Source organism: Aquimarina sp. AD1 (genome assembly GCF_003443695.1).
GTDB classification, from domain to species: domain Bacteria; phylum Bacteroidota; class Bacteroidia; order Flavobacteriales; family Flavobacteriaceae; genus Aquimarina; species Aquimarina latercula.
Genome location: NZ_CP031966.1, coordinates 5,009,290 through 5,034,426 on the forward strand (window position 1 = coordinate 5,009,290; position 25,137 = coordinate 5,034,426).

Annotated in this window: 29 protein-coding genes; 13 read left to right on the forward strand and 16 right to left on the reverse strand. The window is 30.8% G+C overall.

Translation table 11 applies throughout. The features are described from left to right. Positions 1-2: 2 nt before the first annotated feature. Positions 3-599: a hypothetical protein gene (locus tag D1815_RS21545; RefSeq protein ID WP_120650493.1), complete on the reverse strand. Its 597-nt coding sequence runs from the start codon at positions 597-599 to the stop codon at positions 3-5. A 112-nt stretch (positions 600-711) separates the two neighbouring features. Beyond that, a complete protein-coding gene (locus D1815_RS21550) occupies positions 712-1,098 on the reverse strand; it encodes a hypothetical protein (protein ID WP_118389370.1) in 387 nt (128 codons plus the stop codon). 254 nt (positions 1,099-1,352) lie between these two features. Here D1815_RS21550 and D1815_RS21555 point away from each other — a divergent pair, with 254 nt between their 5' ends. Then, a complete protein-coding gene (locus D1815_RS21555) occupies positions 1,353-2,150 on the forward strand; it encodes a DUF6544 family protein (protein ID WP_118389372.1) in 798 nt (265 codons plus the stop codon). An 80-nt stretch (positions 2,151-2,230) separates the two neighbouring features. On the opposite strand, the gene D1815_RS21560 is transcribed toward D1815_RS21555, so the two are convergent. The 4 genes from D1815_RS21560 to D1815_RS21575 are packed head-to-tail and all read right to left on the reverse strand — an operon-like array spanning position 2,231 to position 5,274. Beyond that, on the reverse strand, positions 2,231-2,719 hold the full coding sequence (locus D1815_RS21560; protein WP_027395762.1) for a hypothetical protein: 489 nt from the start codon (positions 2,717-2,719) through the stop codon (positions 2,231-2,233). Between the two features lie 16 nt (positions 2,720-2,735). Further along, entirely contained in the window at positions 2,736-3,713 is a 978-nt protein-coding gene (locus tag D1815_RS21565; protein WP_027395761.1) for an MlaD family protein, read from the reverse strand. A gap of 21 nt (positions 3,714-3,734) precedes the next feature. Next, positions 3,735-4,487, reverse strand: coding sequence for an ABC transporter ATP-binding protein (locus tag D1815_RS21570; protein ID WP_027395760.1), 753 nt, complete (start codon positions 4,485-4,487; stop codon positions 3,735-3,737). 4 nt (positions 4,488-4,491) lie between these two features. Continuing rightward, the gene (locus tag D1815_RS21575) at positions 4,492-5,274 is read right to left on the reverse strand and encodes an ABC transporter permease (RefSeq protein ID WP_027395759.1); all 783 of its coding nucleotides are present in this window, start codon (positions 5,272-5,274) and stop codon (positions 4,492-4,494) included. 146 nt (positions 5,275-5,420) lie between these two features. Between D1815_RS21575 and D1815_RS21580 the strand changes: the two genes are divergently transcribed. Genes D1815_RS21580 through D1815_RS21590 form a run of 3 tightly spaced genes read left to right on the forward strand, consistent with a single transcriptional unit; the run spans position 5,421 to position 6,680 of the window. Next, complete coding sequence (locus D1815_RS21580) at positions 5,421-5,693, forward strand: heavy-metal-associated domain-containing protein (RefSeq protein ID WP_027395758.1); 273 nt, start codon at positions 5,421-5,423, stop codon at positions 5,691-5,693. 18 nt (positions 5,694-5,711) lie between these two features. Beyond that, positions 5,712-5,897, forward strand: a complete 186-nt coding sequence (locus D1815_RS21585; protein ID WP_027395757.1) for a hypothetical protein — start codon at positions 5,712-5,714, stop codon at positions 5,895-5,897. A gap of 27 nt (positions 5,898-5,924) precedes the next feature. Next, a complete protein-coding gene (locus D1815_RS21590; RefSeq protein ID WP_027395756.1) occupies positions 5,925-6,680 on the forward strand; it encodes a Bro-N domain-containing protein in 756 nt (251 codons plus the stop codon). On the opposite strand, the gene D1815_RS21595 is transcribed toward D1815_RS21590, so the two are convergent. Continuing rightward, positions 6,675-7,403, reverse strand: a complete 729-nt coding sequence (locus D1815_RS21595; protein ID WP_027395755.1) for a sulfite exporter TauE/SafE family protein — start codon at positions 7,401-7,403, stop codon at positions 6,675-6,677. The genes D1815_RS21590 and D1815_RS21595 overlap by 6 nt on opposite strands. Before the next feature lie 189 nt (positions 7,404-7,592). Between D1815_RS21595 and D1815_RS21600 the strand changes: the two genes are divergently transcribed. The 3 genes from D1815_RS21600 (at position 7,593) to D1815_RS21610 (ending at position 10,875) form a co-directional block, all read left to right on the forward strand. Continuing rightward, positions 7,593-8,978, forward strand: coding sequence for a rhodanese-like domain-containing protein (locus D1815_RS21600; protein ID WP_118389375.1), 1,386 nt, complete (start codon positions 7,593-7,595; stop codon positions 8,976-8,978). Positions 8,979-9,247: 269 nt separating this feature from the next. After that, positions 9,248-9,985 (forward strand): zinc-dependent peptidase, encoded by a 738-nt coding sequence (locus tag D1815_RS21605; protein ID WP_158594456.1) that lies wholly within the window; start codon positions 9,248-9,250, stop codon positions 9,983-9,985. A gap of 185 nt (positions 9,986-10,170) precedes the next feature. After that, on the forward strand, positions 10,171-10,875 hold the full coding sequence (locus D1815_RS21610; protein WP_027395752.1) for a Bax inhibitor-1 family protein: 705 nt from the start codon (positions 10,171-10,173) through the stop codon (positions 10,873-10,875). Between the two features lie 46 nt (positions 10,876-10,921). Here D1815_RS21610 and D1815_RS21615 read toward each other — a convergent pair whose 3' ends face one another. The 8 genes from D1815_RS21615 to D1815_RS21650 all read right to left on the reverse strand — a co-directional run bounded on the left by D1815_RS21615 (position 10,922) and on the right by D1815_RS21650 (position 16,795). Beyond that, the gene (locus D1815_RS21615) at positions 10,922-11,467 is read right to left on the reverse strand and encodes a hypothetical protein (RefSeq protein ID WP_118389379.1); all 546 of its coding nucleotides are present in this window, start codon (positions 11,465-11,467) and stop codon (positions 10,922-10,924) included. Beyond that, entirely contained in the window at positions 11,457-12,434 is a 978-nt protein-coding gene (locus D1815_RS21620; RefSeq protein ID WP_118389381.1) for a YpdA family putative bacillithiol disulfide reductase, read from the reverse strand. The genes D1815_RS21615 and D1815_RS21620 overlap by 11 nt, the downstream gene beginning before the upstream one ends. Continuing rightward, entirely contained in the window at positions 12,434-13,093 is a 660-nt protein-coding gene (rpe, locus tag D1815_RS21625) for a ribulose-phosphate 3-epimerase (RefSeq protein WP_027395749.1), read from the reverse strand. Before rpe ends, D1815_RS21620 begins: the two co-directional genes overlap by 1 nt. Positions 13,094-13,143: 50 nt before the next feature. Then, positions 13,144-13,551, reverse strand: coding sequence for a BLUF domain-containing protein (locus D1815_RS21630; protein WP_118389383.1), 408 nt, complete (start codon positions 13,549-13,551; stop codon positions 13,144-13,146). Between the two features lie 111 nt (positions 13,552-13,662). Beyond that, on the reverse strand, positions 13,663-14,067 hold the full coding sequence (locus tag D1815_RS21635; RefSeq protein WP_118389385.1) for a BLUF domain-containing protein: 405 nt from the start codon (positions 14,065-14,067) through the stop codon (positions 13,663-13,665). A 124-nt stretch (positions 14,068-14,191) separates the two neighbouring features. Then, on the reverse strand, positions 14,192-14,599 hold the full coding sequence (locus D1815_RS21640) for a BLUF domain-containing protein (RefSeq protein WP_118389387.1): 408 nt from the start codon (positions 14,597-14,599) through the stop codon (positions 14,192-14,194). A 188-nt stretch (positions 14,600-14,787) separates the two neighbouring features. Next, positions 14,788-15,651, reverse strand: coding sequence for an RNA polymerase sigma factor RpoD/SigA (locus D1815_RS21645; protein WP_027395748.1), 864 nt, complete (start codon positions 15,649-15,651; stop codon positions 14,788-14,790). Between the two features lie 175 nt (positions 15,652-15,826). Next, the gene (locus D1815_RS21650; RefSeq protein WP_027395747.1) at positions 15,827-16,795 is read right to left on the reverse strand and encodes a hypothetical protein; all 969 of its coding nucleotides are present in this window, start codon (positions 16,793-16,795) and stop codon (positions 15,827-15,829) included. 248 nt (positions 16,796-17,043) lie between these two features. Between D1815_RS21650 and D1815_RS21655 the strand changes: the two genes are divergently transcribed. From D1815_RS21655 to D1815_RS21680, 6 genes are all read left to right on the forward strand, one after another. Continuing rightward, positions 17,044-17,835 carry an LA_2272 family surface repeat-containing protein gene (locus D1815_RS21655; protein WP_118389389.1) on the forward strand — a complete coding sequence of 264 codons (792 nt, stop codon included), beginning with the start codon at positions 17,044-17,046 and terminating at the stop codon, positions 17,833-17,835. A 2-nt stretch (positions 17,836-17,837) separates the two neighbouring features. Beyond that, positions 17,838-18,224, forward strand: a complete 387-nt coding sequence (locus D1815_RS21660) for a hypothetical protein (protein ID WP_118389391.1) — start codon at positions 17,838-17,840, stop codon at positions 18,222-18,224. Between the two features lie 154 nt (positions 18,225-18,378). Then, the gene (locus D1815_RS21665; RefSeq protein WP_027395744.1) at positions 18,379-19,476 is read left to right on the forward strand and encodes an acyl-CoA desaturase; all 1,098 of its coding nucleotides are present in this window, start codon (positions 18,379-18,381) and stop codon (positions 19,474-19,476) included. Continuing rightward, on the forward strand, positions 19,466-20,521 hold the full coding sequence (locus D1815_RS21670; protein ID WP_027395743.1) for a fatty acid desaturase: 1,056 nt from the start codon (positions 19,466-19,468) through the stop codon (positions 20,519-20,521). Before D1815_RS21665 ends, D1815_RS21670 begins: the two co-directional genes overlap by 11 nt. A gap of 430 nt (positions 20,522-20,951) precedes the next feature. Continuing rightward, entirely contained in the window at positions 20,952-21,650 is a 699-nt protein-coding gene (locus D1815_RS21675) for a hypothetical protein (RefSeq protein ID WP_118389393.1), read from the forward strand. Between the two features lie 179 nt (positions 21,651-21,829). Continuing rightward, positions 21,830-22,390 carry a hypothetical protein gene (locus tag D1815_RS21680; protein WP_027395741.1) on the forward strand — a complete coding sequence of 187 codons (561 nt, stop codon included), beginning with the start codon at positions 21,830-21,832 and terminating at the stop codon, positions 22,388-22,390. Positions 22,391-22,468: 78 nt separating this feature from the next. Here D1815_RS21680 and D1815_RS21685 read toward each other — a convergent pair whose 3' ends face one another. Continuing rightward, on the reverse strand, positions 22,469-24,979 hold the full coding sequence (locus tag D1815_RS21685) for a chondroitinase-B domain-containing protein (RefSeq protein WP_118389395.1): 2,511 nt from the start codon (positions 24,977-24,979) through the stop codon (positions 22,469-22,471). Positions 24,980-25,137: the final 158 nt, after the last annotated feature.

The following is a 25,137-nucleotide window of genomic DNA, read 5'->3' on the forward strand; positions in this document are numbered from 1 at the left end:
TTTTAGTTTTTAATTTTTTTAGCAATTTCTTTTCCAAAAGTATTTGCCATTTCTACAGCAATCTTAATGTTAGATCTTTTCGATTTTGATTCGTTATTAGGTTTCATTAGCCAAAATTCTCTGGATCCCATTAATTTTGCTCCTCTTTTTTTTATTAATTCTTCGAGTATTCGTTGTGATCTTTTTGTTGCACCACTCCCTAAAGTAATTGCAACCACTTTTTTTTCTTTTAGATGATTACTGTTATTAATGTATTCTTTTATAGCCTTATCAGGAGCCCAGTTGTAAGTGTTTGAGCAAAATACGTAAAGATCAAATTGTTCTTTTTCCTTTATTTCTGATGTAGAAGTTACAGTTGATAATGTTGATAACCATCCATTTTCAGCTAGGCCTTTAGCAAAGGACCGACTAATCTTTTCGTCTAGGTTGTAAATTGGATCAGGATCATAAATGATTAGTGCTTTATATTCATTGGTAGATGAGCCTATAAATGATACTCTTTTTGCTCCTTTTTTTCTTACAACAATGGAAAGAGTCATCCAAATTCCTAATATCAATCCTATTACCAATAATAAGTTATTCATTTTTTTTCTTTTCATTAATAAGATGCTTTAGTTGGCACTCAAAGTATAAGATTTTTAGTAGGCTATAGTTTTTCTTTATCTTTTGATTTCTTCAGCTTTTTATGTGCGTACTTGCGTTTTTATACTATTAATATGGTACTAATTGATAGGATATGTTGAGTAAGAAAATTCCAATTAAGAATAATAAAACATATAATATTTGCACTAGCTTTATGTTAATGAATTCTAGCCACTTTGTAGTTCCTTCAGGAAAAATAAATAGTGCTAATCCTATCCCTAATGAAATCCAACCTATAGCGGTGATTATAAATTTCCAATTTGGTTCCCATATGTTATGAAAAAGAATATTGAGTAATCCAATAATGATAGCTACAAAAGAGGTAGTTATCAAGAATTTTTGATCTTTCAGATTTTCAAAAACTTGTTTTATACGAGTGGTATTAAAACTTAGTATAAGAAAGAATATGAGAAGATACCATCCCCAGAATTTAGCTAAAAAAATTGATACGTCCATAACTATAGTGATCTTTAAATTTATTTCAAAAATAATGGCTCTCTTTGTTTTTAAATATGATAAATGTCATTCCAAAACATTGTGTTTTCTATGAAATTTGGATAGTTGTAATTCGGATAATAAGTTTAATATTTTAAATAATTAAATGAGGAACAGTGATTATCCTTATTGGAAGTTATACTTGATTTAAATTTTACAAATCAGACAGGTCGAATCATAAAATAGACTGTGATAGTATTTAAAAAATAGGAAAAATGGTTTTATGGATAATAGGTGGATTCTTGATAATATTAATATTAGTAGGTGTAATTGGTTTTTTGTTATTTAATAATAATGTAGAACAAGAAAAAGCAGTTCTCCTTGGTCTTAATAATAAGTCTAATGTAAAGATTTCATTAGAGGATATGAGTGGACTTCCTGATTTGGTAAAAAATTATTTGATTAAAGTAGGAGTGTTGGGAAAACCAAAATATTGCAATGTCGTATTCAATCAAGCTGGTAAAATCAGAGCCAGTATAGATAAGAAATGGATAAGCTTTACAGCTGTTCAATATATGTCTTCAGTTAATTATGGGTTTATCTGGAAAGCAAAAAGTTTTCCAATATTTATCAGAGATAAGAGCATAAATAATAAGGGAGAAGTGAAAGTTAGTTTTTTTGGTTTTAAAAATATAGCTCGGTTCTTTGGTCGAGAAGTAGATCAGAGTTCTTTAGCGAGGTACTTAGGAGAATTGATATGGTTTCCTGTTGGATTTTTGGATTCTGATATTTCATGGGAAACTATAAGCACTAGGAGTGTAAAGGCTATTATGGTAAAAGGAAATCTTACTATTGAAGGGTTTTTCTTTTTTGCTGAGAACGGTTTAATAGATCATTTCGAAACTAAAAGATATAGAGATACTATTCTAGAAAATTTTATAGGAGAAATAGGAGCGTATAAAAGTTATGATGGGTTCTTACTTCCTAATTCGATGACAGGAATTTGGAATATTAATGGACAGAAGTTAGAATATTTTAAAGCAAAGATTTCAAGATATGAGATCTTAACATAAGATTAATTGGTAAATTGTTTTAACCCGCTTTATTTCATAGCTTTTACTGAATTATTATATCACCCTCTTTTTATAAGATATCAATAACCAACCTTGCTTTTAACAGAAGGTACTTCCCAACGTATCATTTCTTTCAGAAATTCATCGACCTTTTCGATAATCAATTTTTCGGATATTGTTTCTGGGGTATAGGTACCTAATTCTACTACATTGTTTTCTTTGGGTAGGTTTTCAATTTCAGGAAATAACATGAAAATATAAATATCGCCGTTATATGATTGAGAAAAAATCAATGCTCCACCTGGTAAGAATTGATATGCAGGAATCAAATTAGTACAATCTATTAATTCATTAGGGAAGGAGTCAAAAGTAATGTTGATAGCTTCATTATTATGAATCCAACTTAATTCTTGTACTTTCCATCCAATATCGTATAGTTTTACTATAGTTTTTAGTGTTTTGATGAGTAGACCTTTTGTCTTTGTTTTCCAAAGTAACCTTTTGTCTACAACAGTTTTAATTGAGGTTCTATAGTCATTTACGTGTTCTTCGAGATGTTCAATTTTCATAATACAAGTTTTTGATTTAATTGTCTTTTTTCTTTTCTTCCTTTTCGAGTTTTTTAAAATACCCTCTAAAAAAGAAATTGTGTTTTAGCGCCTCCATATTTTGGTTAAAAAGATCTGTTCCTTCTTTTATATTATTAATCGTTGTATCTATATTTTTAACTAAAGATTCGTCTTCTGTTAAATAATGCAGAGCTCCTTTTCCGGAAACTACATTCGTTAAGGCAGAATCAAGATTTTTAGTAACCTTATTAATGTCAAAACTTGATTGCTCTAAATTAGAAACAATCGTTTTCATTTTTTTTCCAGATATACTATCAGATAATAAAACACCGGCTACACTTTCATTTTTGTTGATAGAAGAAATTATTTGATTAAGCTCGCTAATTGCATTTGAAGCTCCAGAACTGGTTTTTTTTAATTGAAAAATTGTTTGTTTAAGGTCTTGAGCCATTGTCGAATCATTTATTAATAAGCCTAGTGTACCTTTACCATCGATAATCTCGGTGGTTATTTTTAATAAATCTGCGGTTAATAGGGCAGCATTTTCATTGGTAACATTTAATGTTGTAAGCATATCATCTGAACCAATTCTGCTATATGATTGTATTGTGTCTCCAGAAGTAATTGATGATAATTTACTTTCTCTTGGAATAATATTTATGATCATATTACCAACTAAACCGTCGGAACCAATAGTAGCTACAGCGTCTTTTTTAATATGTTTCTTAATATTCTCTTGTATCATCATCTCAACTATAATCTGATAATCACTTATTATTTCAATTTTACTTACGGTACCGACATTTATACCAGAATACCTAACATTATTCCCTATCTCTAAACCGTTAACATTGGCAAATTGGGATAGGACCTTAATATTGCTACTAAAGAGATGTTGTTTATTTCCTATAAAATAAAGTGCAGTTACCAGTAATAATGTACCTAGTACTATAAAAACACCTAGTTTTAATTTTTGTGAAACTGATTTTTGCATAACGTTTGGTTTGATTTGTACTTAATGTTTAAAAAAAGCTTTTACCTGAGGATCATTTGATTGTATTAATTCTTGATATGTTCCTTCTGCATAATTGATTCCATCTACTAATAGAATTATCCTGTTAGAAATTACCCTAGCGCAGTCTACATCATGTGTTATTATCAGAGATGATGTTTTATATTTCTTCTGAATGTTTCTCATTAATTGAATAATTTCTTTTGCCGTAATAGGATCTAATCCAGTTGTAGGTTCATCATATAAAATGATTTTTGGTTTTAAAATTAGAGCTCTTGCTAAAGCAATACGTCTTTGCATACCACCAGAAAGTTCAGAAGGCATAAGATCTATAGCCTCTACTAAACCTACGTTTTCTAATGCTTCGATAATTAGATCTTCTGTGGTTTCTTTCATCTTTAATTTTTCTTTATGCCTACGTAATGGAAATTCCAAATTTTCTCTTACAGTCATTGAGTCATATAAGGCGCTTCCTTGGAATAAAAAACCTATTTCTGTTCGGAGTAGATCTAGTTCATTTTGACCCAAGACGGTGATATCCTGATTTTTAATTTTAATACTTCCTTTATCTGCCTGCATTAAACCGACCAGGCATTTAATCATTACAGACTTACCTGAACCCGATTTACCCATAACTACCAAATTCTCTTCTTCGAATAGCTGTAAGCTGAATCCGTTTAAAACATTATTGCTGCCAAAACTTTTCTGTAACTCTTTAAGTTCTAAAATCGGGAATTTATTTACTTGTTTTTTCATCATATTAGATTTCAAAAAATATATCAGATACAAATACCGCTATAAAGTCAATGATAAATAACAGCATGGAAGTGTATACCACTGCTGAGTTAGATGCCTCTCCAACGCCAGCAGTTCCTTTTTTACAATGATACCCTTTATAGCACCCTACAAGTCCTATGACAAAACCGAAAAAGAAAGATTTTATCGTAGCAGGGATGATATCACTGAATTTTATCGCATCAAAAACCTGATTAAAATACAATTGATAAGAAACAGCACCTTTTATGTTTTCTATTATAGCTGATCCAAATAACGCAATAGCATCTCCAAAAATAATCAGTAACGGAAGCATTAAGGTTGTTGCGGTTATACGTGTTACTACTAAATATTTAAAAGGGTTTGTTCCAGATACTTCCATTGCATCGATTTGTTCAGTAACTTTCATGGATCCTATTTCCGCACCCATTCCGGAACCTATGCGTCCTGCGCATATCAGAGCTGTAATTACAGGACCAATTTCTCTAACGATTGATATTCCAACCATAGAAGGCATCCAAGATTCTGCCCCAAACTCCATTAGCGTAGGTCTAGATTGTAATGTAAAAACTAACCCTAGAATGAACCCTGTTACACCAACCAATAATAAAGACCGATTGCCTATATGATAACATTGACGCAGTAATTCTTGAAATTCAAACGGCTTACTGAATACTTCTTTAAAAAATCGAAATGAAAAATATGATAAGTCACCAATTTCTATAAAAAAAGCTTTTACTCTTCCTACTATTCTAAGGGATTTTGTCATAGAGTTAGTACTAAATTTTTTATAAAGATAGATTTGCAGTTTTTGATTAAAAATGATATTAATCAGATTTATCTACGTTAAAGACTGATAATTATCATAGTAAAAAAACACCTGTGTCTTTATTTTTATGTTTTTAAAATTTGATTATGAAAACAACAGTAAAAATTCAAAATTTGAAGTGTAGTGGTTGTGAGAGTACAATTGCAAAAAAACTACATACTCTAGAAGGAATTAAAGAGATATCTGTTAATACTGATACTTGTACAGTGTCTTTTAATTATGATACTGATGATGGTATAGAAACTGTACAGAAAGAACTAACTAAACTTGGATATCCACTGGTTAATGATAGCAACAATTTAGGTAGAAAAGCTAAATCTTATGTGAGTTGTGCTATTGGGAGAATGCAAAAAAGTTAAAATTATAAACACATTATAATGAAAGAAAGAGTACAAAAAAATGCCTCATCTAATACTGTTTATGGTTTAGGAATTATTGGTGCATTAATATATTATGTAAGTCAGGCAACAAGCTTTTGGGTAGGTATAATAGGTGTTCTTAAAGCATTTGTTTGGCCAGCTTTTCTTGTTTATGAATTACTTTCATATGTAAATGCCTCTTAAGAAAAATTAATTATACAATATTTGGATATGAATACGCAAATCACCAAGAAAAGAAATACGACTTACTTCCAGAAACTCGGATCTATAGAAATTGATGGTCAAGTTTGGTTTGTTATGAAGGATGTTAGCATTCTTATGGGCATTTTTGATCCAATAGATACTTGGAATTCTTTGGATCCCGAAGATCGTTTTGCTACGGAGGTTTATAAAGATGGGCAAATGCAAATGGTAAATTTGATATCAGAAAGTGCTTTATATGAGTTAATTTTTAGTAATGACTCTAAAAGTGCTAAAAAGTTTAAAAAATGGGTCACTAATGAGGTATTGCCACTTATTAGAGTTAGAGGTTACTATCATACTAAACGATTAGAAATCCCTAATTTTGTAATTAGATTCAATGACAATTGGGATCGAGTAGCACCTGGTCATTTTTCTGTTTTGAGTGAGCTTTTTATAAGATTGTATGGACGTTTTGAAAAAGAAGGGTATATTTTACCAAATTATGCTTTAGATGGAAAAGAGATACGACCAGATATTAGTGTGGCGATTCATTTCGATAAATATTTAGAAGAAAAGTTTCCACAATATAATCGCGAATATAAAATGTATATGCATAGACTGCCTAGTGGTTTGGAAGTAGAGGTGAAACAGTATAAGAATCATTTGTTGCCAATATTTATTAATTTTATTGATAATTATTGGTTAAAAGAATATGCTGAAGAGTATTTTGAAAAACGTGATAGTAAAGCTTTAGAGTATCTTCCTAAACTTTTAAAATCATAAATTAACAATGATACTTACTATTCCTATTGCCAATATCAGGAATAACACAAATTTTCGAAATTGTTCTTGGGAAATTTTATTTAATATTTTTTTTCCAATCCAAGTACCTAATATGCTCACTACTATCAGAAAGGGAGTTAAATATAAAACTTCTCTATTCATATAACCATTAAAATAATAGACTATAGTTCTACTAAAGTCTACTCCTAAGTCAATCATTGCGGAAGTGGCAATAAATTTATCTTTGTTCATTTTAAATGCCGCCATGGTAATACCTCTGATCGCTCCTCCTGTGCCTAAAAGCCCAGCGCTTAATCCTGATAATGTACCTCCAATTATAGCATTTTTTGTGGTAGATTTTACTTTAAGCTGTGTAAAAATCAAGAATAGTAAACTCAAACTAATTAAGAAGAAACCAAGAAACCAAGTCAAGATTTTTGGATCAACATATTTACTTAATAATGCACCAATAGAAACAAAAAGAACTGCCGGAATACCTAGTGATATAACTAGCTTCTTATCCAATCCTTTTTTAAATAAAGCAATCTTGGTTACATTACTTGATAGGTGGAATAAAGCAGTTAATCCAAGTACAGATTGAAAGTCTAAGAAGAAATTTGCTACCGGAACAAAAAAAACAGAGGAACCGAATCCGCCTACAGTGCCCAAAATTTCCGAAATGATGGCGAGTATAATAAAAATAGGTAAGTATCGATTGAGCATATAGGAGATAATAAATTTTAAATAAAAGTATGATGAATTATATTAGATTTTTATGATAAATGTCATTAAGACCAAAATAGCACTGCTTAGAAAAATTCCAATTTGCCTATATAAATAAAAGACTATTATGCGGTATTTTTAATTAATCATACCTTTGAAAAATTATTTGATATTTTATTACTAGGAAAAATGAGAATTGAACAAATGTATACTGGTTGCCTTGCGCAAGGAGCATATTATATTGAGAGTAATGGCGAAGCAGCTATTATAGATCCAATAAGAGAGATAAAACCTTATATAGAGAAATCCAAAGAGGACAATGCGAACATAAAGTATATTTTCGAAACTCATTTTCATGCAGATTTTGTGAGTGGCCATGTCACACTTTCCAAAGAATCTGGAGCACCTATTGTGTATGGTCCTAAAGCTAAAACCTCTTTTGATTCAATTATAGCAACTGATGGACAGGAATTTAAAGTAGGAGACGTGACCATTATAGTATTACATACTCCAGGTCATACGCTAGAAAGCACAACATATTTACTAAAAGATGAAAAGGGAAAGGATCATGCTATTTTTAGTGGAGATACTTTGTTTTTAGGAGATGTAGGAAGACCAGATCTTGCTCAAAAAGGAGCGAATATGACTCAAGAACAATTGGCAGAGATGTTATTTGATAGTTTGCGAACTAAGATTATGCCTTTATCTGATGATGTCATTGTATATCCAGCTCACGGAGCGGGATCGGCTTGTGGAAAAAACATGAGTAAAGAGACAGTAGGGACTCTTGGTGTTCAAAAACAAACGAATTACGCTTTGAGATCTGATATGACTAAAGAAGAGTTTGTAAAAGAGGTTACGGATGGTTTACTTCCTCCACCTTCGTATTTTCCTTTAAATGTAAAAATGAATAAAGAAGGATATGAAGATATCCAGGAAGTTTTAGAGCGCGGTACACGTGAATTGACTTCTGAAAATTTCGAATTGTTAGCAAATGAGACAAGTGCGGTTATTCTAGATGTTCGTCATCAACATGATTATGTAAATGGTCACGTACCAAGATCTATTTTTATAGGTTTGGATGGAGGTTTTGCGCCTTGGGTCGGAGCTTTGATTGGAGATGTAAAGCAACCTATATTATTGATAACACCTAAAGGAAGAGAAGAGGAGACAGTAACCAGACTTTCTAGAGTAGGATTTGATAATACTTTAGGGTATTTAAAAGGAAGTTTTGAAGCTTGGCAAGAAGAAGGGAGAGAAATAGATACTTTAGATTCTATTCCTGCAGATACTTTTAAGAACCTACTAACAGATACTACTCCTGTTTTTGATGTTAGAAAACAGAATGAATTTTCTGCCGCTCATATAGAGGGAGCTAACAATACTCCGCTTGATTTGATAAATAATCACTTTAATGAATTTCCAAGGGATACAACTTTTTATGTTCATTGTGCCGGAGGATATCGTTCTGTGATAGCCGCTTCTATTTTAAAGAGTAGAGGAATACACAATTTGATGGATGTCGCTGGTGGTTTTAAATCAATTAAGGAAGCAGGAATACAAACTATCATGTAGGGCTTTTCTTTGAATATATAATGATTGTTTCTTAGTAGGTTGTAATACTATGTAGGCTAGATTAACGTTTTAGTAGTTGATTTAACAGAGTTTTTATTTCAAAACCACTATTTTGTAACCTAATAAACCTACTTATCCTTTTTTTGAACTTTTACTTATTATATATAATATCCCCTCAGGAGGTGCCTCAACCAGGGATTCCAAAATTTTTGGGAGTCCTATTGACAATTGGTATTGTCTCCATATGTATTTATTATATCTCTCGATATTTGGAAACAGTTTATGCTAAGAGGTATAAGAAGCCTTTTTTTGTGCATTTTTATTTGAATTATAAAAAATTACCTCCAAATCTAGTATCTTTTTTAATTACTAATACGTTTTATAACCAATTAGATAAACGAAGAAAAAAGTATTTTGAGCATCGTATTATGAGGTTTTTGGAAACAACGAAGTTTGTTGGAAGAGAGGGACTGATTGTCGATGATGATAAGCGTATGCAAATTGCGATAATGGTTATTCAATTAACCTTTGGGATGCGTAATTATTTATTAGAATATGTGGAGACCATTATCTTATATCCATCTAGTTATTATTCGATACTTAATAAAACAGAAAACAATGGTGAGTTTAATCCAAGATCTAAGGCATTGGCATTATCTTGGGAACATTTTACTATTGGAAACTTACATCAAGAAGATGGAATTAATCTTGGAATACACGAAATTACACATGCGATTCATTACTGTTCATTAAAGAGTAACAATATTAGCTCAGAGATATTTCATGATACTTTTTTAGAACTAGAAAAACACTTGTCTTCTGTAGAATTACGTAATAAAATTATTGATTCCAAGATATTAAGAGAGTATGCATTTACCGATAAATTCGAATTTATTGCAGTACTAGTAGAAGTTTTTATGGAATCTCCAGAAAAGCTAAAGAAGCAATTTCCTGATATTTATACGTATGTAAGTCGGATGCTAAATTTCAAATATTTTAAAGTTTAAATGCTGGTGTTTAATTAGTGTAATCACCTATAGATAGGTTTGTAATTATTTGTTTTTCAGGTGTCTATTCGTTTTTATTGAAAAAACACAGAAAATGAAGGTAACATTTTACAACACTATGATACTTATATTAAATGATAAAACTATATTTATCTAACTAAACAGTTAAATCTAAAATGAATAATATGGAAGAGTTTCAGCAAGTAGCACCTGTAGTAAGTTCACTTACTGATGAAAAAAGAGTTGCTTTTTATAAAAAGACTTATACGCATTTGGCAATGGCAGTATTGTTGTTTGTGATTGTAGAATGGGTGTTTTTTCAGATTGAACCTTTGGTAAATTTTGCATTTTCAATGACACAAGGATGGAGATGGATGATCATGTTAGGAGGTTTTATGTTGGCAACAAATTATGCCGAGAAAATGGCTCACAAAACACATGATATCAATAAGCAGTATTTAGGACTGCTTCTTTATGTAGTAGCAGAGGCTTTTATTTTTATTCCTTTAATAGGAATAGCAATGATGATTGCAGAGAATGGAGGAGCTAATATATTAAATCAAGCTGCGATATTAACGTTAGCATTGTTTACAGGACTATCAGGAGTGGTATTGTTAACTAAAAAAGATTTTTCTTTCTTAAAATCTATGTTGACAATTGGTTTCTTTATAGCATTAGGACTTATTATTGCTGGATTATTATTTGGATTTAATCTTGGATTATGGTTTAGTGTAGGGATGGTAGTATTGGCATCTGGTTCCATCTTGTATCAAACTTCTAATATGGTACATAAATACTCAGAAGATCAATATGTGGGTGCTTCTCTAGGATTGTTTGCTTCTCTAATGCTATTGTTTTGGTATATCTTAAGTATCCTATCAAACGATTAATTTATTATATAAATTAAAGTAATAACAAATAAAAAAGCTCTCTAAATCAGAGAGCTTTTTTATTTGTTATTGCCTCTAATCGCTTCTTTTGGCGTTCATGATGTCTCATATGTATTTCTATAAGAGAAAACCATTCTGAAGCATTGATCATCCCAAAGAATGGGTGGTGATGTTTTAAAGATTTATCAGAATGTTTGATTAACGGTTCTTTAGATAACGTTTCTGCGATGAATTCTTTGAATTTATTTTCTAAAGCTTCTCTTTCTAAAACTTCAGGAGTGAAATCTGATACAATTTTGGCAGGAAAAGATTCCATTTTTATAGTGCGAGAAGGAACGATACTTAAATCAAATATTAGGTAGGCAATACTGTTTTTTCTTTTTCCTTTTTTAATATCACCCTCAATACATTTTTGAAAATTGGGGAGCTGATATGTTTTTGCTACGCGAATAATATGATCGTATAATTCTGCAAGGCACCATTGATTGGTTAATGGTTTGTGATACAATTTTTCAGTACTATAACTTTGAAGGTCACTATACCATTTTTCAGACCTTCTTTTAAAAGTAATTATAGGATCTTTATGAAACACTTGATTGATTAGAAATGATATGTTTTATAATAGTTTTTGCATGTATTCTGGAGTTTTCTATAAACCAAACATGAGTATCCATTCCTCCACAGATAACACCAGCTAAATATAATCCACTAATGTTTGATTCCATAGTTTGGTCATCATATTTAGGATGTTTTTTCTCATCATCAGAAAGCTGGATTCCAATTTTCTGTAGAAAATCAAAATTTGGAGTATATCCTGTTAATGCTAAGACATAATCATTTTCGATACGAACTTTTTCTTCGGGTGTATTTATAATGATATGTTGAGGCAATATTTCGTTTACCGTACTATTAAAAAAGACATTAATACTCCCTTCGGAAATCCTATTTTCAATATCAGGTTTTACCCAGTATTTTACTCTATTTCCGATTTCTGGTGATCGTACAATCATGGTTACATCAGCACCTTTCCGATAGCACTCTAAAGCGGCATCCACCGCAGAATTACTAGCACCAACAACGACTAATTTTTGTTTTGCAAAAAAATGGGGATCCTTATAATAGTGAGATACTTTTGGTAAATCTTCTCCCGGAACATTAATTGTATTAGGAATATCATAAAAACCAGTTGCAACAATAACTTGATTTGCTGTATAGTTCTGTTTTTCGGTGTCTATAAAAAACGTTTTATTCTCTTTCTTTACGGTATTTACTTTTTCAAAAAGATGAATATTTATATCATTAGAAGTTACAATTCTTCGATAATATTCTAAAGCTTCATTTCTTTTAGGTTTAGCTTCATTACTTATAAAAGGAATTCCATCGATCTCTAGTTTTTCTGAAGAAGAAAAAAACTGCATATTAATTGGGTAGTTAAAAAGAGAATTTACTATTGGCCCCTTTTCAATAATGAGATAATTTAACCCATTTTTTTTCGCTTCTAGTCCACAGGCAATACCTATTGGACCACCACCAATTACTATAAGATCATAATGTTTCATTAAGCAATCATTTCTTTCAATCCTGTAATGGTTTGGATTGGATCTTCACTTTTAAATACATAACTTCCAGCTACAAGAACATCAGCACCTGCTTCTATAAGTTGTTTAGCATTTTTGTTCGTCACACCTCCATCTATTTCGATCATTGTTTGTGCATTATTACGATCAATGATTTCTTTAAGTTGTTTTACTTTTTTGTAAGTATTTTCTATAAATGACTGTCCACCAAAACCAGGGTTTACGCTCATAATACATACTAAATCAATATCTTTGATAGTATCTTCTAGTAAGCTTACATTGGTATGTGGATTTATTGCGACACCGGCTTTCATTCCTTCAGCTTTTATAGCTTGTAACGTTCTGTGAAGGTGTGTGCAAGCTTCATAATGAACGGTAAGTATATTACTTCCTAAATCCGCAAAGGTTTTTATATACCTGTCTGGATCAACAATCATTAAATGTACATCAATAGTTTTTGTTGCATGTTTTGCAATATCTCTTAATACTGGCATCCCAAAAGAGATGTTCGGGACAAAAACTCCATCCATAATATCAATATGAAACCAATCGGCATCACTGTTGTTGATCATTTCTACATCACGCTGTAAGTTAGCAAAATCAGCAGCTAGTACGGAAGGGGCAATTAATTTTGAAGACATAAAATTGTGTTGTTTTCCGCAAAAATACTATTAAAGTTTTGAAATCCAGACTAAGAAAGCTGCATAAATTTATTTGTTAAATAAGATATGCTTTTAAAAGTTTCGGGATTATTAGATTTTTCTTTTTCTAAGAACTGCTGTAATTCTGAATGTTCTGACCTTTTATTAATTGTCGAAAAGTTGGAGTTGTATTTTGAGAATGAAGGTTTAGTCATTTCATGATCAAAAATTTTGATGATATCATAATGTCGAGAATCGAGTAGTATTTTTTTAAACAAATCGTGTATAAGTTTTTTTTCGCCTTCAAGAATTTGAAAAAAATTACCATCAGAATACATCAGAATTCCAGTGATTTTTAAACTGTTATTATTAACCTTTACGTACTCGAATAGTTCATTAACATCAGAGTTGGTTAAGAATCGGCTAGCGGTACTAACATAACTTATGGTCTGCCACATAATTGAAATAGTGTTTATTAAATTTAACTTTAATTATAGGGAGTTATCCCTAATCTTTAAAAAAAATATTTAATACTTCAATGGGGTGAAGTTGATTACCAGAGTATATTATCAGGTAAGCTTCATAAATTTATTGACTAGATATGATATATTTTTGAAGTTTTTGGGGTTGTAAATTTTTTCTATTTCTAAAAATTGCTGTAAATCCGAATAATCCTTTTCTCGATTTACTATAGTATATGTACTTTGAAAACTGGTAAATGATGGAATGTTAATGGATCTATCTAATATTCTAATTAGATTAAAGTGACGTATATCTTTTTCTATTTTTTGATAAAGACATTTGATGACTTTTTTTTGCCCTTCAATAATTTGGAAAAAGTTTTGATCAGAGTACATTAAAATGCCAGTGATACCGAGGTCTTCATTTTTTAATTTTGTTATGTGCAATAGCTCATTGATTTGAAAATCGGAAAGTTCTGCAGATGTACTTACATAAGAAATGGTATACAACATAATGATTGGGTTATATCTTAAAGTTACATTTTTTAAAGGGAATTTTTCTGTTAAATTTATTTTTTAACTTTTGTTTATAAAACTTGTTATTTTTCTTATACGATCCTTAAGTAATAGAAATTGTTTAAGAAAGTTTCATAAATTTATTAGCTAGATAAGAAATGCTTTTATAATTATCTGGGTTATAAGATTTCTCTACTCTTAGAAAAGTCTGAAATTCACTGTGATCATAGGATTCCCCTACAACTGTGAAATTAGAATGATACTTAGAAAAACAAGGATTAACAATAGCTCGATCAAAGATTTTTATGATATTATAATGTCTAGAATCCTGTTTTATTTTATTGAATAAAGAGTCAATTACATCTTTCTTTCCTTCTAAAACTTGTAGAAAATTTCCATCAGAATACATTAGAATGCCAGTAATTTCGAGATCATTGTTTTTCAATTTAACAAACTCAAATAATTTTTCCATATCATCATCATTTAATGAAGGATCAACAGTACTTACATAACTAATAGTTTGCCACATTTGATACGAATCTTTCTTAAAGATACTCTTTTTTTAATTTTAAGAAAGTGGGGAAATATTTTTTTTAAATTTTCAATAAGATATTTACATGAAAAAACCTCCGGTAATCAGCCGGAGGTCATTCATCAATCAAAAAACGAACAGTTATGTTATAAACTGTTTGTAATCGCAATTTAGGAAATAAAAAGTTATCCTAAATAAGTTTTTAATATTTTACTACGAGATGTATGTTTTAATCTACGAATAGCTTTTTCTTTAATTTGACGAACACGCTCACGTGTTAGGTCAAAAGTTTCTCCAATTTCTTCTAGTGTCATAGGATGTTGATCTCCAAGACCGAAGTATAAACGGATTACATCAGCTTCCCTTGGTGTAAGTGTTTCTAGAGCTCTTTCAATCTCGGTACGAAGTGATTCGTGTAATAATGATCTATCAGGATTTGGAGATTCTCCAGAATTTAATACATCATAAAGATTAGAATCTTCTCCTTCTACTAAAGGAGCATCCATACTTACATGACGGCCAGAGTTTTTCATAGACTCTTTTACGTCATTAATAGTCATATCAAGTTCTTTCGCAATCTCTTCGGCACTTGGTGGACGTTCGTGAGATTGCTCTAGAAAAGCGTATGTTTTATTAATTTTGTTAATAGAACCAATCTTGTTCAATGGTAAACGAACAATACGAGACTGTTCGGCTAAAGCTTGTAAGATAGATTGACGAATCCACCATACTGCATACGAAATGAACTTAAAACCTCTTGTTTCATCAAAACGTTTAGCCGCTTTAATCAAACCTAAATTACCTTCATTTATTAAATCTGGTAAAGTAAGTCCTTGATTTTGATATTGTTTTGCAACAGATACAACAAATCGCAAATTCGCTTTGGTTAATTTTTCAAGGGCTCTCTCATCTCCAGCTTTTATTCGCTGAGCTAATTCTACCTCTTCATCTGCAGTAATAAGATCTACTTTTCCTATTTCTTGCAAATACTTGTCCAGCGATGCAGTCTCACGATTCGTTACCTGCTTCGTAATCTTAAGTTGTCTCATCTATGTTATCCTTGAAATTTTATTAGTGAATACTTTAGGGCTTTGCTTTTTATTTATTATACGTATGTTGTTACGAAAATGTTACAAAAAAGTAAAATTATTTTTTCAAAGCCTTATTGTATTATATAAAATGACTTTAATTTTTGGTCGCATGAGAACCTAAATATTTACAGTTTTATTCGAATTCTAATACATTTTTAGCTGCTATAAGGGATCGGAGTGCATCTATTTTTTTATACATTTTATTAAAAAATAGATTTCTTTCCTTTTCGCCAGCCGTGCTTAAAAGTTTAGAACCATCCATTTGTATATTCAAAAAATGTTCTGCTTGATTACAGGTAATCACATCATTGGTTCTATAATATGAAAGGATAGTGAAAGGAACATATAATGATGTTTCGGTAGGTGTTTTTACTAATACACGATTGTTCATTAGTAATAACTCATTATAATAGAATTTAAAGTTATCTTTTTGATCAATTATTTTTTTAGAAATTCTTTGAATCAATTTCTGAAGGTCATCACATATTTCTAAGGCATCCTTAGAACTAAGTGAATTCGATTCAAAATAAAAGTGTATTTGTTTTAATGTACTATTTATAGTGGTAATATCCCATATCTCTACAGAGTTTAGGTCGTTGTACATATTACCTAAGCGTTTTGCAGCTTCTAAAAGTGATAAAGACGGATTAAACCCCGTAAATCTAACATCACCAAGATCAGAATCCATTATTTTTAACCAGACATACATTTTAAATTTAGAAAGCAAATTGTCGTCAGATGTATAAAAAATAGGCAAATCCTTAGCAGAATAAATCATTTCCACATCCTTATTGTTTATAAGAGGTGATAAGGAGTTATATGAATTTTCATAATAGGCAAGAAGACTTTCCATATCCTGAACAGGAGCTGTCTTTTTTACAGCCACTATATGTTCATCTTCACTAGAGAATAGCTGATCTATTGATAAACTGAAGTATTTAGCTAATGTAACTCCTTCTTCTAATGATAATTTACTTTTTTTACTGATTCTTCTGTGAGCAGCATCATAACTAATGTCTAATGCGGTAGCTACTTCATCAATAAGAGAATTTTTAGAATTGATTTGTTTTTTTATAAGTTCTAAGAAGTTTTCCTGTATCATTTTTTGATTTTAATAAGATTGATGATGTTCCGAAGTGGAAAAGTAACGTAGAAAAATAAGTTAATTTTGCGTTTTTCGCAAATAATAAAACATCAGCTTGTGATTATCACTTTTTTCGCAAATAAGAAAATAAGCTCTTTATGTTTTGTGATAATCGCAAAAAAATAAATTTCTATTCGCATTTATCACTTTTGGTCTTGTAATTATCACAATAGTTTTGACTTGTTGAATTTTTAAAAACAAGAAAAATGAAGAATAGCATTGTAATAACATTAGTATTATTGATTTCTCTGTCTTCTTTTAGTCAGCAACGTAAGAAATATGTTGGAGCTTGGACCTATCATTCTAAAAACACAGATATAATAGGACTTTCACTAGGAGTTGCTCCAAAAGACTTGCTAGGAGATACTACCTTAACAAGAACATATGGTATGAAATTGGAAGCGCCGGGTTTAGGAATTCTTTATCCAATTGCACCAAAATCATATCTTTCTGGAGGACCTAATGATGACGATCTTTTAGAAAAGGTATATGGGATTAATTTTTCTGGAGGCAGTCTTGGAGAAATTACCGTTCATGGGATATCTGGTGCTTTTATAGGGCAATATTTACAGGTTATGAATGGAATAGCAATTGGTGGAATTGCAAATTCTATAGAAGAACAAAATGGGATATCGATTGCGTTATTAGGAAATGAAGTTTATCACGGATTAGGAGCATCGATAGCTTTATCAGGTAACTATGCTTATAGTTATTTAGGTGTTCAAATAGGAGCGTTTAATGATATTGAGCGTTTTGGTAGAGGAATGCAATTAGGCATATTTAATACTTCTAATGATTATAAGGGAATCCAGATTGGTTTATCAAATCATGATACTACTACTCATTCTAAATATGAAGGGATCCAGATCGGAATTTTAAATAAAGCAGACAATTTTAGAGGAATTCAAATAGGATTGTGGAACAAAAATGAAAGACGTTCTCTACCTTTTATCAACTGGCAATTTTCTAAGAAAAAAGTGAAAACAAAAACATCTTAATTATGAATATCACTAGCAACTTAAGCATCGAAGGGGATTATGGATTCGAAGCTTTTTATGTACTTACTGGAGACTTGGTTGGTCTTATTCCAGTAAAAGAAAAATTATATACACGCATTAGACTACTGGATGATAGAACCCTGAAGATTAGTTTAATGAAATCAGAAACTCAAAAGATTAATAAATATATAAAAGGTACGCTAAGAGATGGGATTTTTAGCGTTTCATCTTGTAATAGAGTTACTTCAATATTTTCGTTTATTAAGCATTGGCGGACTCAAAAAATAAATGTGCGTTCTAGTAAGCAACAATTATTAATTTTTTTGTCGAAAACAGGAAAAGTACAACTAGGAGTTTTTAAAGATCTTACTTCTAGAAAGAAAAAGTAAGATTTAAATTTATAATATGAGCACAGGACAAGTCTTTAGTTCTGTGTGAATTCTGAGTAATTAATATCATATCTACAATATAATCGAGATATCAAAGCGATAGCCTTTGATCATCACGCCACTATTGGTATGTCTAATTTTTAAAGAAATAATTATGAAAAAAATAAAGTTTTCTAAAGATGAGGGTTCTGATTTTTATAAGGAACTCAATGAACGAATTAGAAATTATTTTGAAAGTAACCAGATCGATAAAACAGGAAACAGAAAGATGGTTTTTAAGATAGTGATGTATTTTTCGCTAGTATTTTTGTTTTATTTTTTGATGCTCATTTCATCTGATTTAGGGGCATTCTTTGTGTTTTACATTGGTTTGGGAATATCAGTATTATTAAATGCATTTAATGTCTCTCATGATGCTGCGCATGGAGTAGCTGTAAAAAGTAAATTCTGGAATAAACTTCTATTTCAATTAAGTTTTAACCTGCAAGGGAACAATGCATATGTGTGGGGTAAAAACCATAATGAGTCTCATCATTTGTATACCAATATAGAAGGAAGCGACATTGATGTTCTCAATAATCCTTTAGTACGAATGACAACGGAACAAAATTTACAATGGTATCATAGATTTCAGTATTTATATGTTCCTTTTTTGTATCTGTTTTATTCTTTGAATTGGTTTTTGTTTAGAGAATTCTTAATGATTTTTAATAGATCGAGTAGAACGATAAAGATCAAGATTCCTACTTGGGAGATTTTTAAACTTATTTTTTTTAAGATTGCTTATATCACGTATATGATTATCATTCCAGGGATTGTATTACCGTTTGCATGGGAATATATTTTTGTAGCTTTTTTATTAAATCATTTCTTAGTATCTATACTATTTACCGGAGTGTTAGGAGTATCGCATTTGTCGGATTATGTAGTACATCCACAACCTGATTCTAAAGGAAAGCTTGCTATGAGTTGGCCCAAGTTACAGATGTGTACTTCTGTTGATTATAATGTAAATAGTACTTTTTTAAATTGGACGTTAGGTGGTTTTAATGCACATGCATTACATCATCTATTGCCTAATATATGTCACATACATTACATAAAATTACTGCCAATATTTAGAGAGGTTGCAAAGAAGTATGGTATCGTATATATGGAAATGTCATATAGTCAAGCGTTGCGATCACATTTTAGATTCCTGAAGAAAATGGGAACACAATTAGAATTTAAAACTATGTCTTATGAAATCTAAACATGTATATAATCCGTCTCACAAAGAACTATTTCTCTTCATTCAGAAGGAGATTGATAGGAAATTAAATTTCTGCCCGAATCGATTTAAAAAAAGGATCATCTTTAAAGGTTTTGTTTATATGATTCTAACTATTATGGTATATATAAGTCTTTATGCTATAAGTAATCCATCTCTATTAATAGCGACTTATGTGTTATTTGGTTTAGTTGCATTGTTATTCGCTTTTAATTTTGCTCATGATTTTTCTCACAATACAATTTTTAAAAGTAAAAAACTAAATCATAGTTGTTTTGTATTACTTTATACAATGGTTGGTGCTCATGCAGAAGCTTGGAAAGATAGACATGTGCATTCGCATCATCATGCACCAAATGTAGAAGGGTATGATACAGATTTGGAGATAACTGATCTTATTAGGGTGGTTCCCGGAAGTTCTTTGAGATGGTTTCATAAGTATCAGCATTGGTATGCTCCAATTTTATATACTACCTATTCATTATTCTGGATATTTATAAAAGATTTTAAAATATTTTTTAGAAAAACTATCACAGGAAAGAGAAGAACTCAACGCTATAAAATTTCTTTTTGGTGTCAAAAGCTTTTTTATATATCGTACTTAATTGTACTACCATTGTTTTTGACTGACCACGAATGGTATGTGATTCTTTTGGGGTTTATGATGATGCATTTGATACAGTCTTTATTTTTATTATTTACCTTTTTTATGACACATCATATTAAAGGAGTGATGTATCCTAAAACGGATAACTTTGGTTTTATAAAAACATCTTGGTTAATGAATCAGATAAAAAGTTCTAACGACTTTTATCCTTTTAGTAAAATAGCGAATTTCATATTTGGAGGATTTAATAATCATATTGCACATCATCTATTTCCTCATATTCATCATGTCTATTATCCGGAACTAAATAAGGTTTTATATAATATTTTGATTACTAATAATATCATTCCTAATCAGACATCATATCTGGGAGGTGTAAAATCCCATTTGTCTCATTTAAAGTATTTGGGAAGTTTATAGGAACTGATAATTATAATAAAGAATAGGCACCTTCATACAGAAGGTGCTTGTTTTTATTTAGTGATGTATTATTGCGATTACCACAAAAATAGTAGTGTTTTTTAATGATCTAAGCCACTGGATATTGGTTGTAAAATGACTCACTTGAAATATTTGAAGTTATTTTGGATACAGAAATAATACAAATTGCTAGAATGAAATATAATTTTTAGTCACTTCCTCCTTATGGATTTGACTTGTATCCACAAAATAAGACTGTTTCCCCTCAAAAGCATGTTGCATTTGCATGCATAATTTTACTTAGTCCTGATGAGTGAATGACTCTTGCATTGTGATTATCGCAAAAACAAAATTTTGGGCTTGTGTTATTGACAATAGCAGTTGATTGATAAATAATATGTTTGAATCACTAAACAATAAAATTTTTATAATGAAAAGATTAATTAAATTATTCCTTTTGCTACTGTGTATCTCTAAATATTGTCATGGTCAAGATATAAGAACTGATAAAAAGCCGATTGCTTTCACAAATGGGTTCAGTACGATTGTAAGTGACGAGAGTAATGAATTAGATATTTATGCAGGTGTATTGTTCGAGCGGAAGAATGGATGGGGTTATGGCTTTGATTTTACAAGATCAGCTTATACAGCAGAAAGTACTAAAGGAATTCCTCCAGTTACAGAAATTGAAAATTTTGAAGGTACTGAATTACCCTCCGGAATTGAAAAAAGATTTACTTATAATAGTAAAAGAGATAATAGATTATATTCTTTATCACCTAACGTGTTTAAGTCTTTTGCCCTTAATAAAACAAGATCCCTTAGCATATTTATAATGGGTGGTCCTTCTATTATATATAGTGAGGATTATGAATATACTGCTAAGTATTCTCCAGCGTCATCTTGTGGTTTTGGTTTTTGTTTTCCAGGTGATGGGTCAGGTCCATCACTGGATTATATGAGAAGTAAGGAGAATAAGAAAATAATTTTTGGAGGATTTTCTAAAATATCTTTAAGATATACCTTTACTAGGGTAGTAGGTGTAGAACTTTCTGCATATGGTAATCTAAATGGAGTAAAAAGTGTATATGGATTACAGTTTGGAGTTGTTTTGGGAAGACTCTTTTGAATTAATCTATTTAACTAGTATTAAAAGACCTTTTAATAATTTTTAGAAGGTTTTTTTATGATGTAATGTTTTGGTTGTGTTAATCACAAAGATATGTTTTTACCCTTGTGTTTTTGACAACTGTAGTAGATAAATAGCTTTTATGTTTGAATAACTAAACAATTTTAAACATTCTTATTATGAGAAGATTTTTTATCACTACGATAGCGATGTTATTGTCAATAATTACTTTGAGTCAACAAGGTAACACCTCTTTAGAAAACAATAAATTCAAATTTAGATCTATACAGTCAGGTTTTGGAATATATCATTCTAAACCCCAGAATAATGATTTATATGATCATAGCGGAATAACTGTTAATGGTCTTGTTTCTATGTCATATAAGAAAAATATTTTTTCTTTTCACTTAGAAACGGGAACCGAATTGGTAATTATAAACTTTGGAGATGATCCAGAGTTACAGGGTTTTTACGGAGTTAATTTATTATATGGAAGGGAACTAGAATTAACAAGATGGCTCAAAATAGAAGGTAACATTGGGATAGGTCTATATCATCATAAAATTACAACAAAAAGTGGTACTACAGATCAAAAGAATGTTCTAGGAATTCCTATAAATACTAAATTATTGTTTTATCCGGCTAAAAGGTTTGCTTTTGGTTTAAGTCCCTTTGTAAATTTTAATTCTATAAACACAACCTATAGCGGAAATGTTGTTTTTCAGTATAAATTTAATTGAGTTAGTTTTTCTTTATTAAAAACATAAACACCTTTAATTTCATGTATTAAAGGCGTTTATTTTGTTTGTTATTTATGATTATTGAATTATAAAACGACCATAAGCTCCTTGTATTTTAGCAATGTAAGTCCCTGTGCTAAGATTACTAATTTCTAATTGACCAATATTACTGTCAATTTCTTTTTTCAACATTAGCCTTCCGTGTAAGTCAAATACTTCTACTTTTCCAATTATCGTGTTGGATTCGATTACAATAGGTTGGTTTTTTGCAGGGATGGGATATAATAAAATACCTTTAGAAGAAAGAAGATTGTCATCTACTCCTAGTGTAGCATCACAGGTGGTATCACCATAGATGTTAACTTCTACAATACTTGCAAATCCAGAACCAGTGCTATTTCCGTTAGAAGTAAATTTTACATATCTCCCTGTTGCATTATTAAGGTTAAAAAATTGTTCTGTATTTTCCGCACCTGTTTCAATCATACTATCTTGACCCGTTAATATGCTGGCAAATGGACCTGTTTGGTCATCCGATACTGCAATGTCAAAATTAATAGTTCTTTCATCAGCTTTTAGCACATGAATTCCTATTTCACTTAGAACTCTTATACAAGACAGATCGAAAGTTATAGAAACCTCTGGTTCTGTATTGGCATCTCCCGTCCAATATTCTGCTTCGGTTACATTATTATCCCAAGCAAATTGAGGTCCTACATTAGGTTTTCCTGGTTCAGTTCCTATAGCAGTTGCATCTACAATTGTAATTTCTTCCGAAAATATATTAGACTGTATTATGGTCAACATAGTAGTTAAATCACTTCCTCCAGCTACCTCACTAATAGTAATAGTAGCCGTACGTTGAGCAGATGAGGTGTTTTCTGTGAAATTAGCTGTAATTATTGCCGAGTTGCTTCCGGAGGTTATGTCAAGAGTTAACCAATCCGCATTATCGGTAATTGTCCAATCTACATTAGCATCAATATCAAACAAAGTATTTCCTGAACTTCTTGCTACATTTATAGATATAGTATTTGTGGTTAATCTAGGAGTGTCAATACCGGTTCCACCAAAACCAATTGAAACACCTACATCGGCAGTGGTATATGGAATACGAGAACCACCTGAATTGAATTCTTCAGCACCTGCATCAAGATTTCCGGATCGATTTCCGCCTAAGATATCGGTAGTCACAAAAGGATAGCTTCCAACAGCAGCGTCAATAGCTGGACTATTACTTCCTAATTCATAATACAAAGTCCCATTTTCTAAAAGTCCATTAGTAACAACTTGATTGTTATTAGTTCCTGTAGTAAGATCCCAAGCTCCATTTTGAGTAATATTCCCTTGATATATGGAAGAACCTATTGGAGCTGTTTGTTCATCAACCGCACTTTCTTCTGTATTAATCATAATATTGTTAGCAATCACTAAATTTTCTGGTGCTAAGGTTAACACTGGATTGCTACTTACGCTAGTCCCAATTCTAAACCCATAATCACAATTAACAAAAGTATTATTTACTATAATTGCATCTTTAACTTGGAAATAACGATTAAGCGGTGAATTTTCTTGTCCATTACTGACATTAATAGCTCCTGCAGTTTTGGTATTCCCTCCGTCAGGTTTTTCAGAATTTACTCCTTCAATATAATTGTTGTATATTTTATGTCCTTCTCCGATTACACGAATACCACCTGAAAAAAGATTGTTTTCAGCAAAAAAGAAATTGTTATAAACTTCGCAATCATCGCCGTGTCGTAGTGTTAGAGTTCCCTGATAATCTCTAAAAGTATTGTTGTAGTACTTATTCTCACCACTTTTATTAGAAATGATTTCGACTTCTCCAGACCAATTGTAAAATAGATTATCATATACTTCAGTATTTGAAGGATGTAATGAAGTACTACTATTTCCTATTCTAATAGCATCCTGATCATTTAGATCATTTACCACACCAACAGGCGTTCGATCAGCAAAGTAATTATGATGTATTTTTGTAAAATCTGGCTCCGCAAATTCGGTAGAAGTGGCATTTCTATTATCATTTATTATACTTCCTATACCATATTTTCCTTCGAATGAGCAAAAGCTTATTTCATTGTATTGCCCATAAACAATGATCCATTTAAACGTCAATAGCTCTTGAGCTGCGGTTCCATTGTAGTTGTCTATTTTAATATTTGTAATAGTACAATTATCACATTCATTATTGCTAGAGTCTCTGAGTTCTATAACAGGTTCAATAGTACTACCATTTACGTCTAAATTAGATGGGTTTTGAAAAACAACCCCTTCAAAAATAATATAAGAACCACCCATACTTACGCGTGAGTTGCCTTCAAAAAAAACTGATCCTGGAGTTTCTGCTTGGATAGTAACAGGATTTGTTTCGGTACCATTCTTATTGATGTTGATTTGTACATCGGTCCAAGTGCCGTTTGCTAATGTTATGGTAGTTCCGGCACTAGCATTGGTAATAGCTGTTTGTAATTCTGAATTGTTGTTTACAATCTGAGAGTAGGTGTGATTGTAAGAAGTGATCAATACTAATAAGAAGGTAAACACCTTCAAATAATTGTTTTTCATAATCTAGGGCTTTACTTTTTTTGTTTAAAATTGGTCAACCAATTTGGTCAACCAATACAAATATACTGTTCATTTTCGTAAAACCAATATAATTTATGAAAAAACAAAAACGCCTTCATAATTTGAAGGCGTTTTTTAAGTGTCATAAAGAGAGTGTG

Coding starts and splice junctions, on each gene's coding strand:
- D1815_RS21585 (WP_027395757.1), top strand. CDS start 5,712: ATGAAAGAAAGAGTACAAAAAAATGCCTCATCTAATACTGTTTATGGT.
- D1815_RS21670 (WP_027395743.1), top strand. CDS start 19,466: ATGAAATCTAAACATGTATATAATCCGTCTCACAAAGAACTATTTCTC.
- D1815_RS21645 (WP_027395748.1), bottom strand. CDS start 15,651: ATGAGACAACTTAAGATTACGAAGCAGGTAACGAATCGTGAGACTGCA.
- D1815_RS21555 (WP_118389372.1), top strand. CDS start 1,353: ATGGTTTTATGGATAATAGGTGGATTCTTGATAATATTAATATTAGTA.
- D1815_RS21560 (WP_027395762.1), bottom strand. CDS start 2,719: ATGAAAATTGAACATCTCGAAGAACACGTAAATGACTATAGAACCTCA.
- D1815_RS21600 (WP_118389375.1), top strand. CDS start 7,593: ATGAGAATTGAACAAATGTATACTGGTTGCCTTGCGCAAGGAGCATAT.
- D1815_RS21580 (WP_027395758.1), top strand. CDS start 5,421: ATGAAAACAACAGTAAAAATTCAAAATTTGAAGTGTAGTGGTTGTGAG.
- D1815_RS21660 (WP_118389391.1), top strand. CDS start 17,838: ATGAATATCACTAGCAACTTAAGCATCGAAGGGGATTATGGATTCGAA.
- D1815_RS21590 (WP_027395756.1), top strand. CDS start 5,925: ATGAATACGCAAATCACCAAGAAAAGAAATACGACTTACTTCCAGAAA.
- D1815_RS21630 (WP_118389383.1), bottom strand. CDS start 13,551: ATGTGGCAGACCATAAGTTATGTTAGTACCGCTAGCCGATTCTTAACC.
- D1815_RS21655 (WP_118389389.1), top strand. CDS start 17,044: ATGAAGAATAGCATTGTAATAACATTAGTATTATTGATTTCTCTGTCT.
- D1815_RS21575 (WP_027395759.1), bottom strand. CDS start 5,274: ATGACAAAATCCCTTAGAATAGTAGGAAGAGTAAAAGCTTTTTTTATA.
- D1815_RS21570 (WP_027395760.1), bottom strand. CDS start 4,487: ATGAAAAAACAAGTAAATAAATTCCCGATTTTAGAACTTAAAGAGTTA.
- D1815_RS21620 (WP_118389381.1), bottom strand. CDS start 12,434: ATGAAACATTATGATCTTATAGTAATTGGTGGTGGTCCAATAGGTATT.
- rpe (WP_027395749.1), bottom strand. CDS start 13,093: ATGTCTTCAAAATTAATTGCCCCTTCCGTACTAGCTGCTGATTTTGCT.
- D1815_RS21545 (WP_120650493.1), bottom strand. CDS start 599: ATGAAAAGAAAAAAAATGAATAACTTATTATTGGTAATAGGATTGATA.
- D1815_RS21665 (WP_027395744.1), top strand. CDS start 18,379: ATGAAAAAAATAAAGTTTTCTAAAGATGAGGGTTCTGATTTTTATAAG.
- D1815_RS21565 (WP_027395761.1), bottom strand. CDS start 3,713: ATGCAAAAATCAGTTTCACAAAAATTAAAACTAGGTGTTTTTATAGTA.
- D1815_RS21640 (WP_118389387.1), bottom strand. CDS start 14,599: ATGTGGCAAACTATTAGTTATGTAAGTACTGTTGATCCTTCATTAAAT.
- D1815_RS21685 (WP_118389395.1), bottom strand. CDS start 24,979: ATGAAAAACAATTATTTGAAGGTGTTTACCTTCTTATTAGTATTGATC.
- D1815_RS21635 (WP_118389385.1), bottom strand. CDS start 14,067: ATGTTGTATACCATTTCTTATGTAAGTACATCTGCAGAACTTTCCGAT.
- D1815_RS21680 (WP_027395741.1), top strand. CDS start 21,830: ATGAGAAGATTTTTTATCACTACGATAGCGATGTTATTGTCAATAATT.
- D1815_RS21610 (WP_027395752.1), top strand. CDS start 10,171: ATGGAAGAGTTTCAGCAAGTAGCACCTGTAGTAAGTTCACTTACTGAT.
- D1815_RS21675 (WP_118389393.1), top strand. CDS start 20,952: ATGAAAAGATTAATTAAATTATTCCTTTTGCTACTGTGTATCTCTAAA.
- D1815_RS21595 (WP_027395755.1), bottom strand. CDS start 7,403: ATGCTCAATCGATACTTACCTATTTTTATTATACTCGCCATCATTTCG.
- D1815_RS21550 (WP_118389370.1), bottom strand. CDS start 1,098: ATGGACGTATCAATTTTTTTAGCTAAATTCTGGGGATGGTATCTTCTC.
- D1815_RS21650 (WP_027395747.1), bottom strand. CDS start 16,795: ATGATACAGGAAAACTTCTTAGAACTTATAAAAAAACAAATCAATTCT.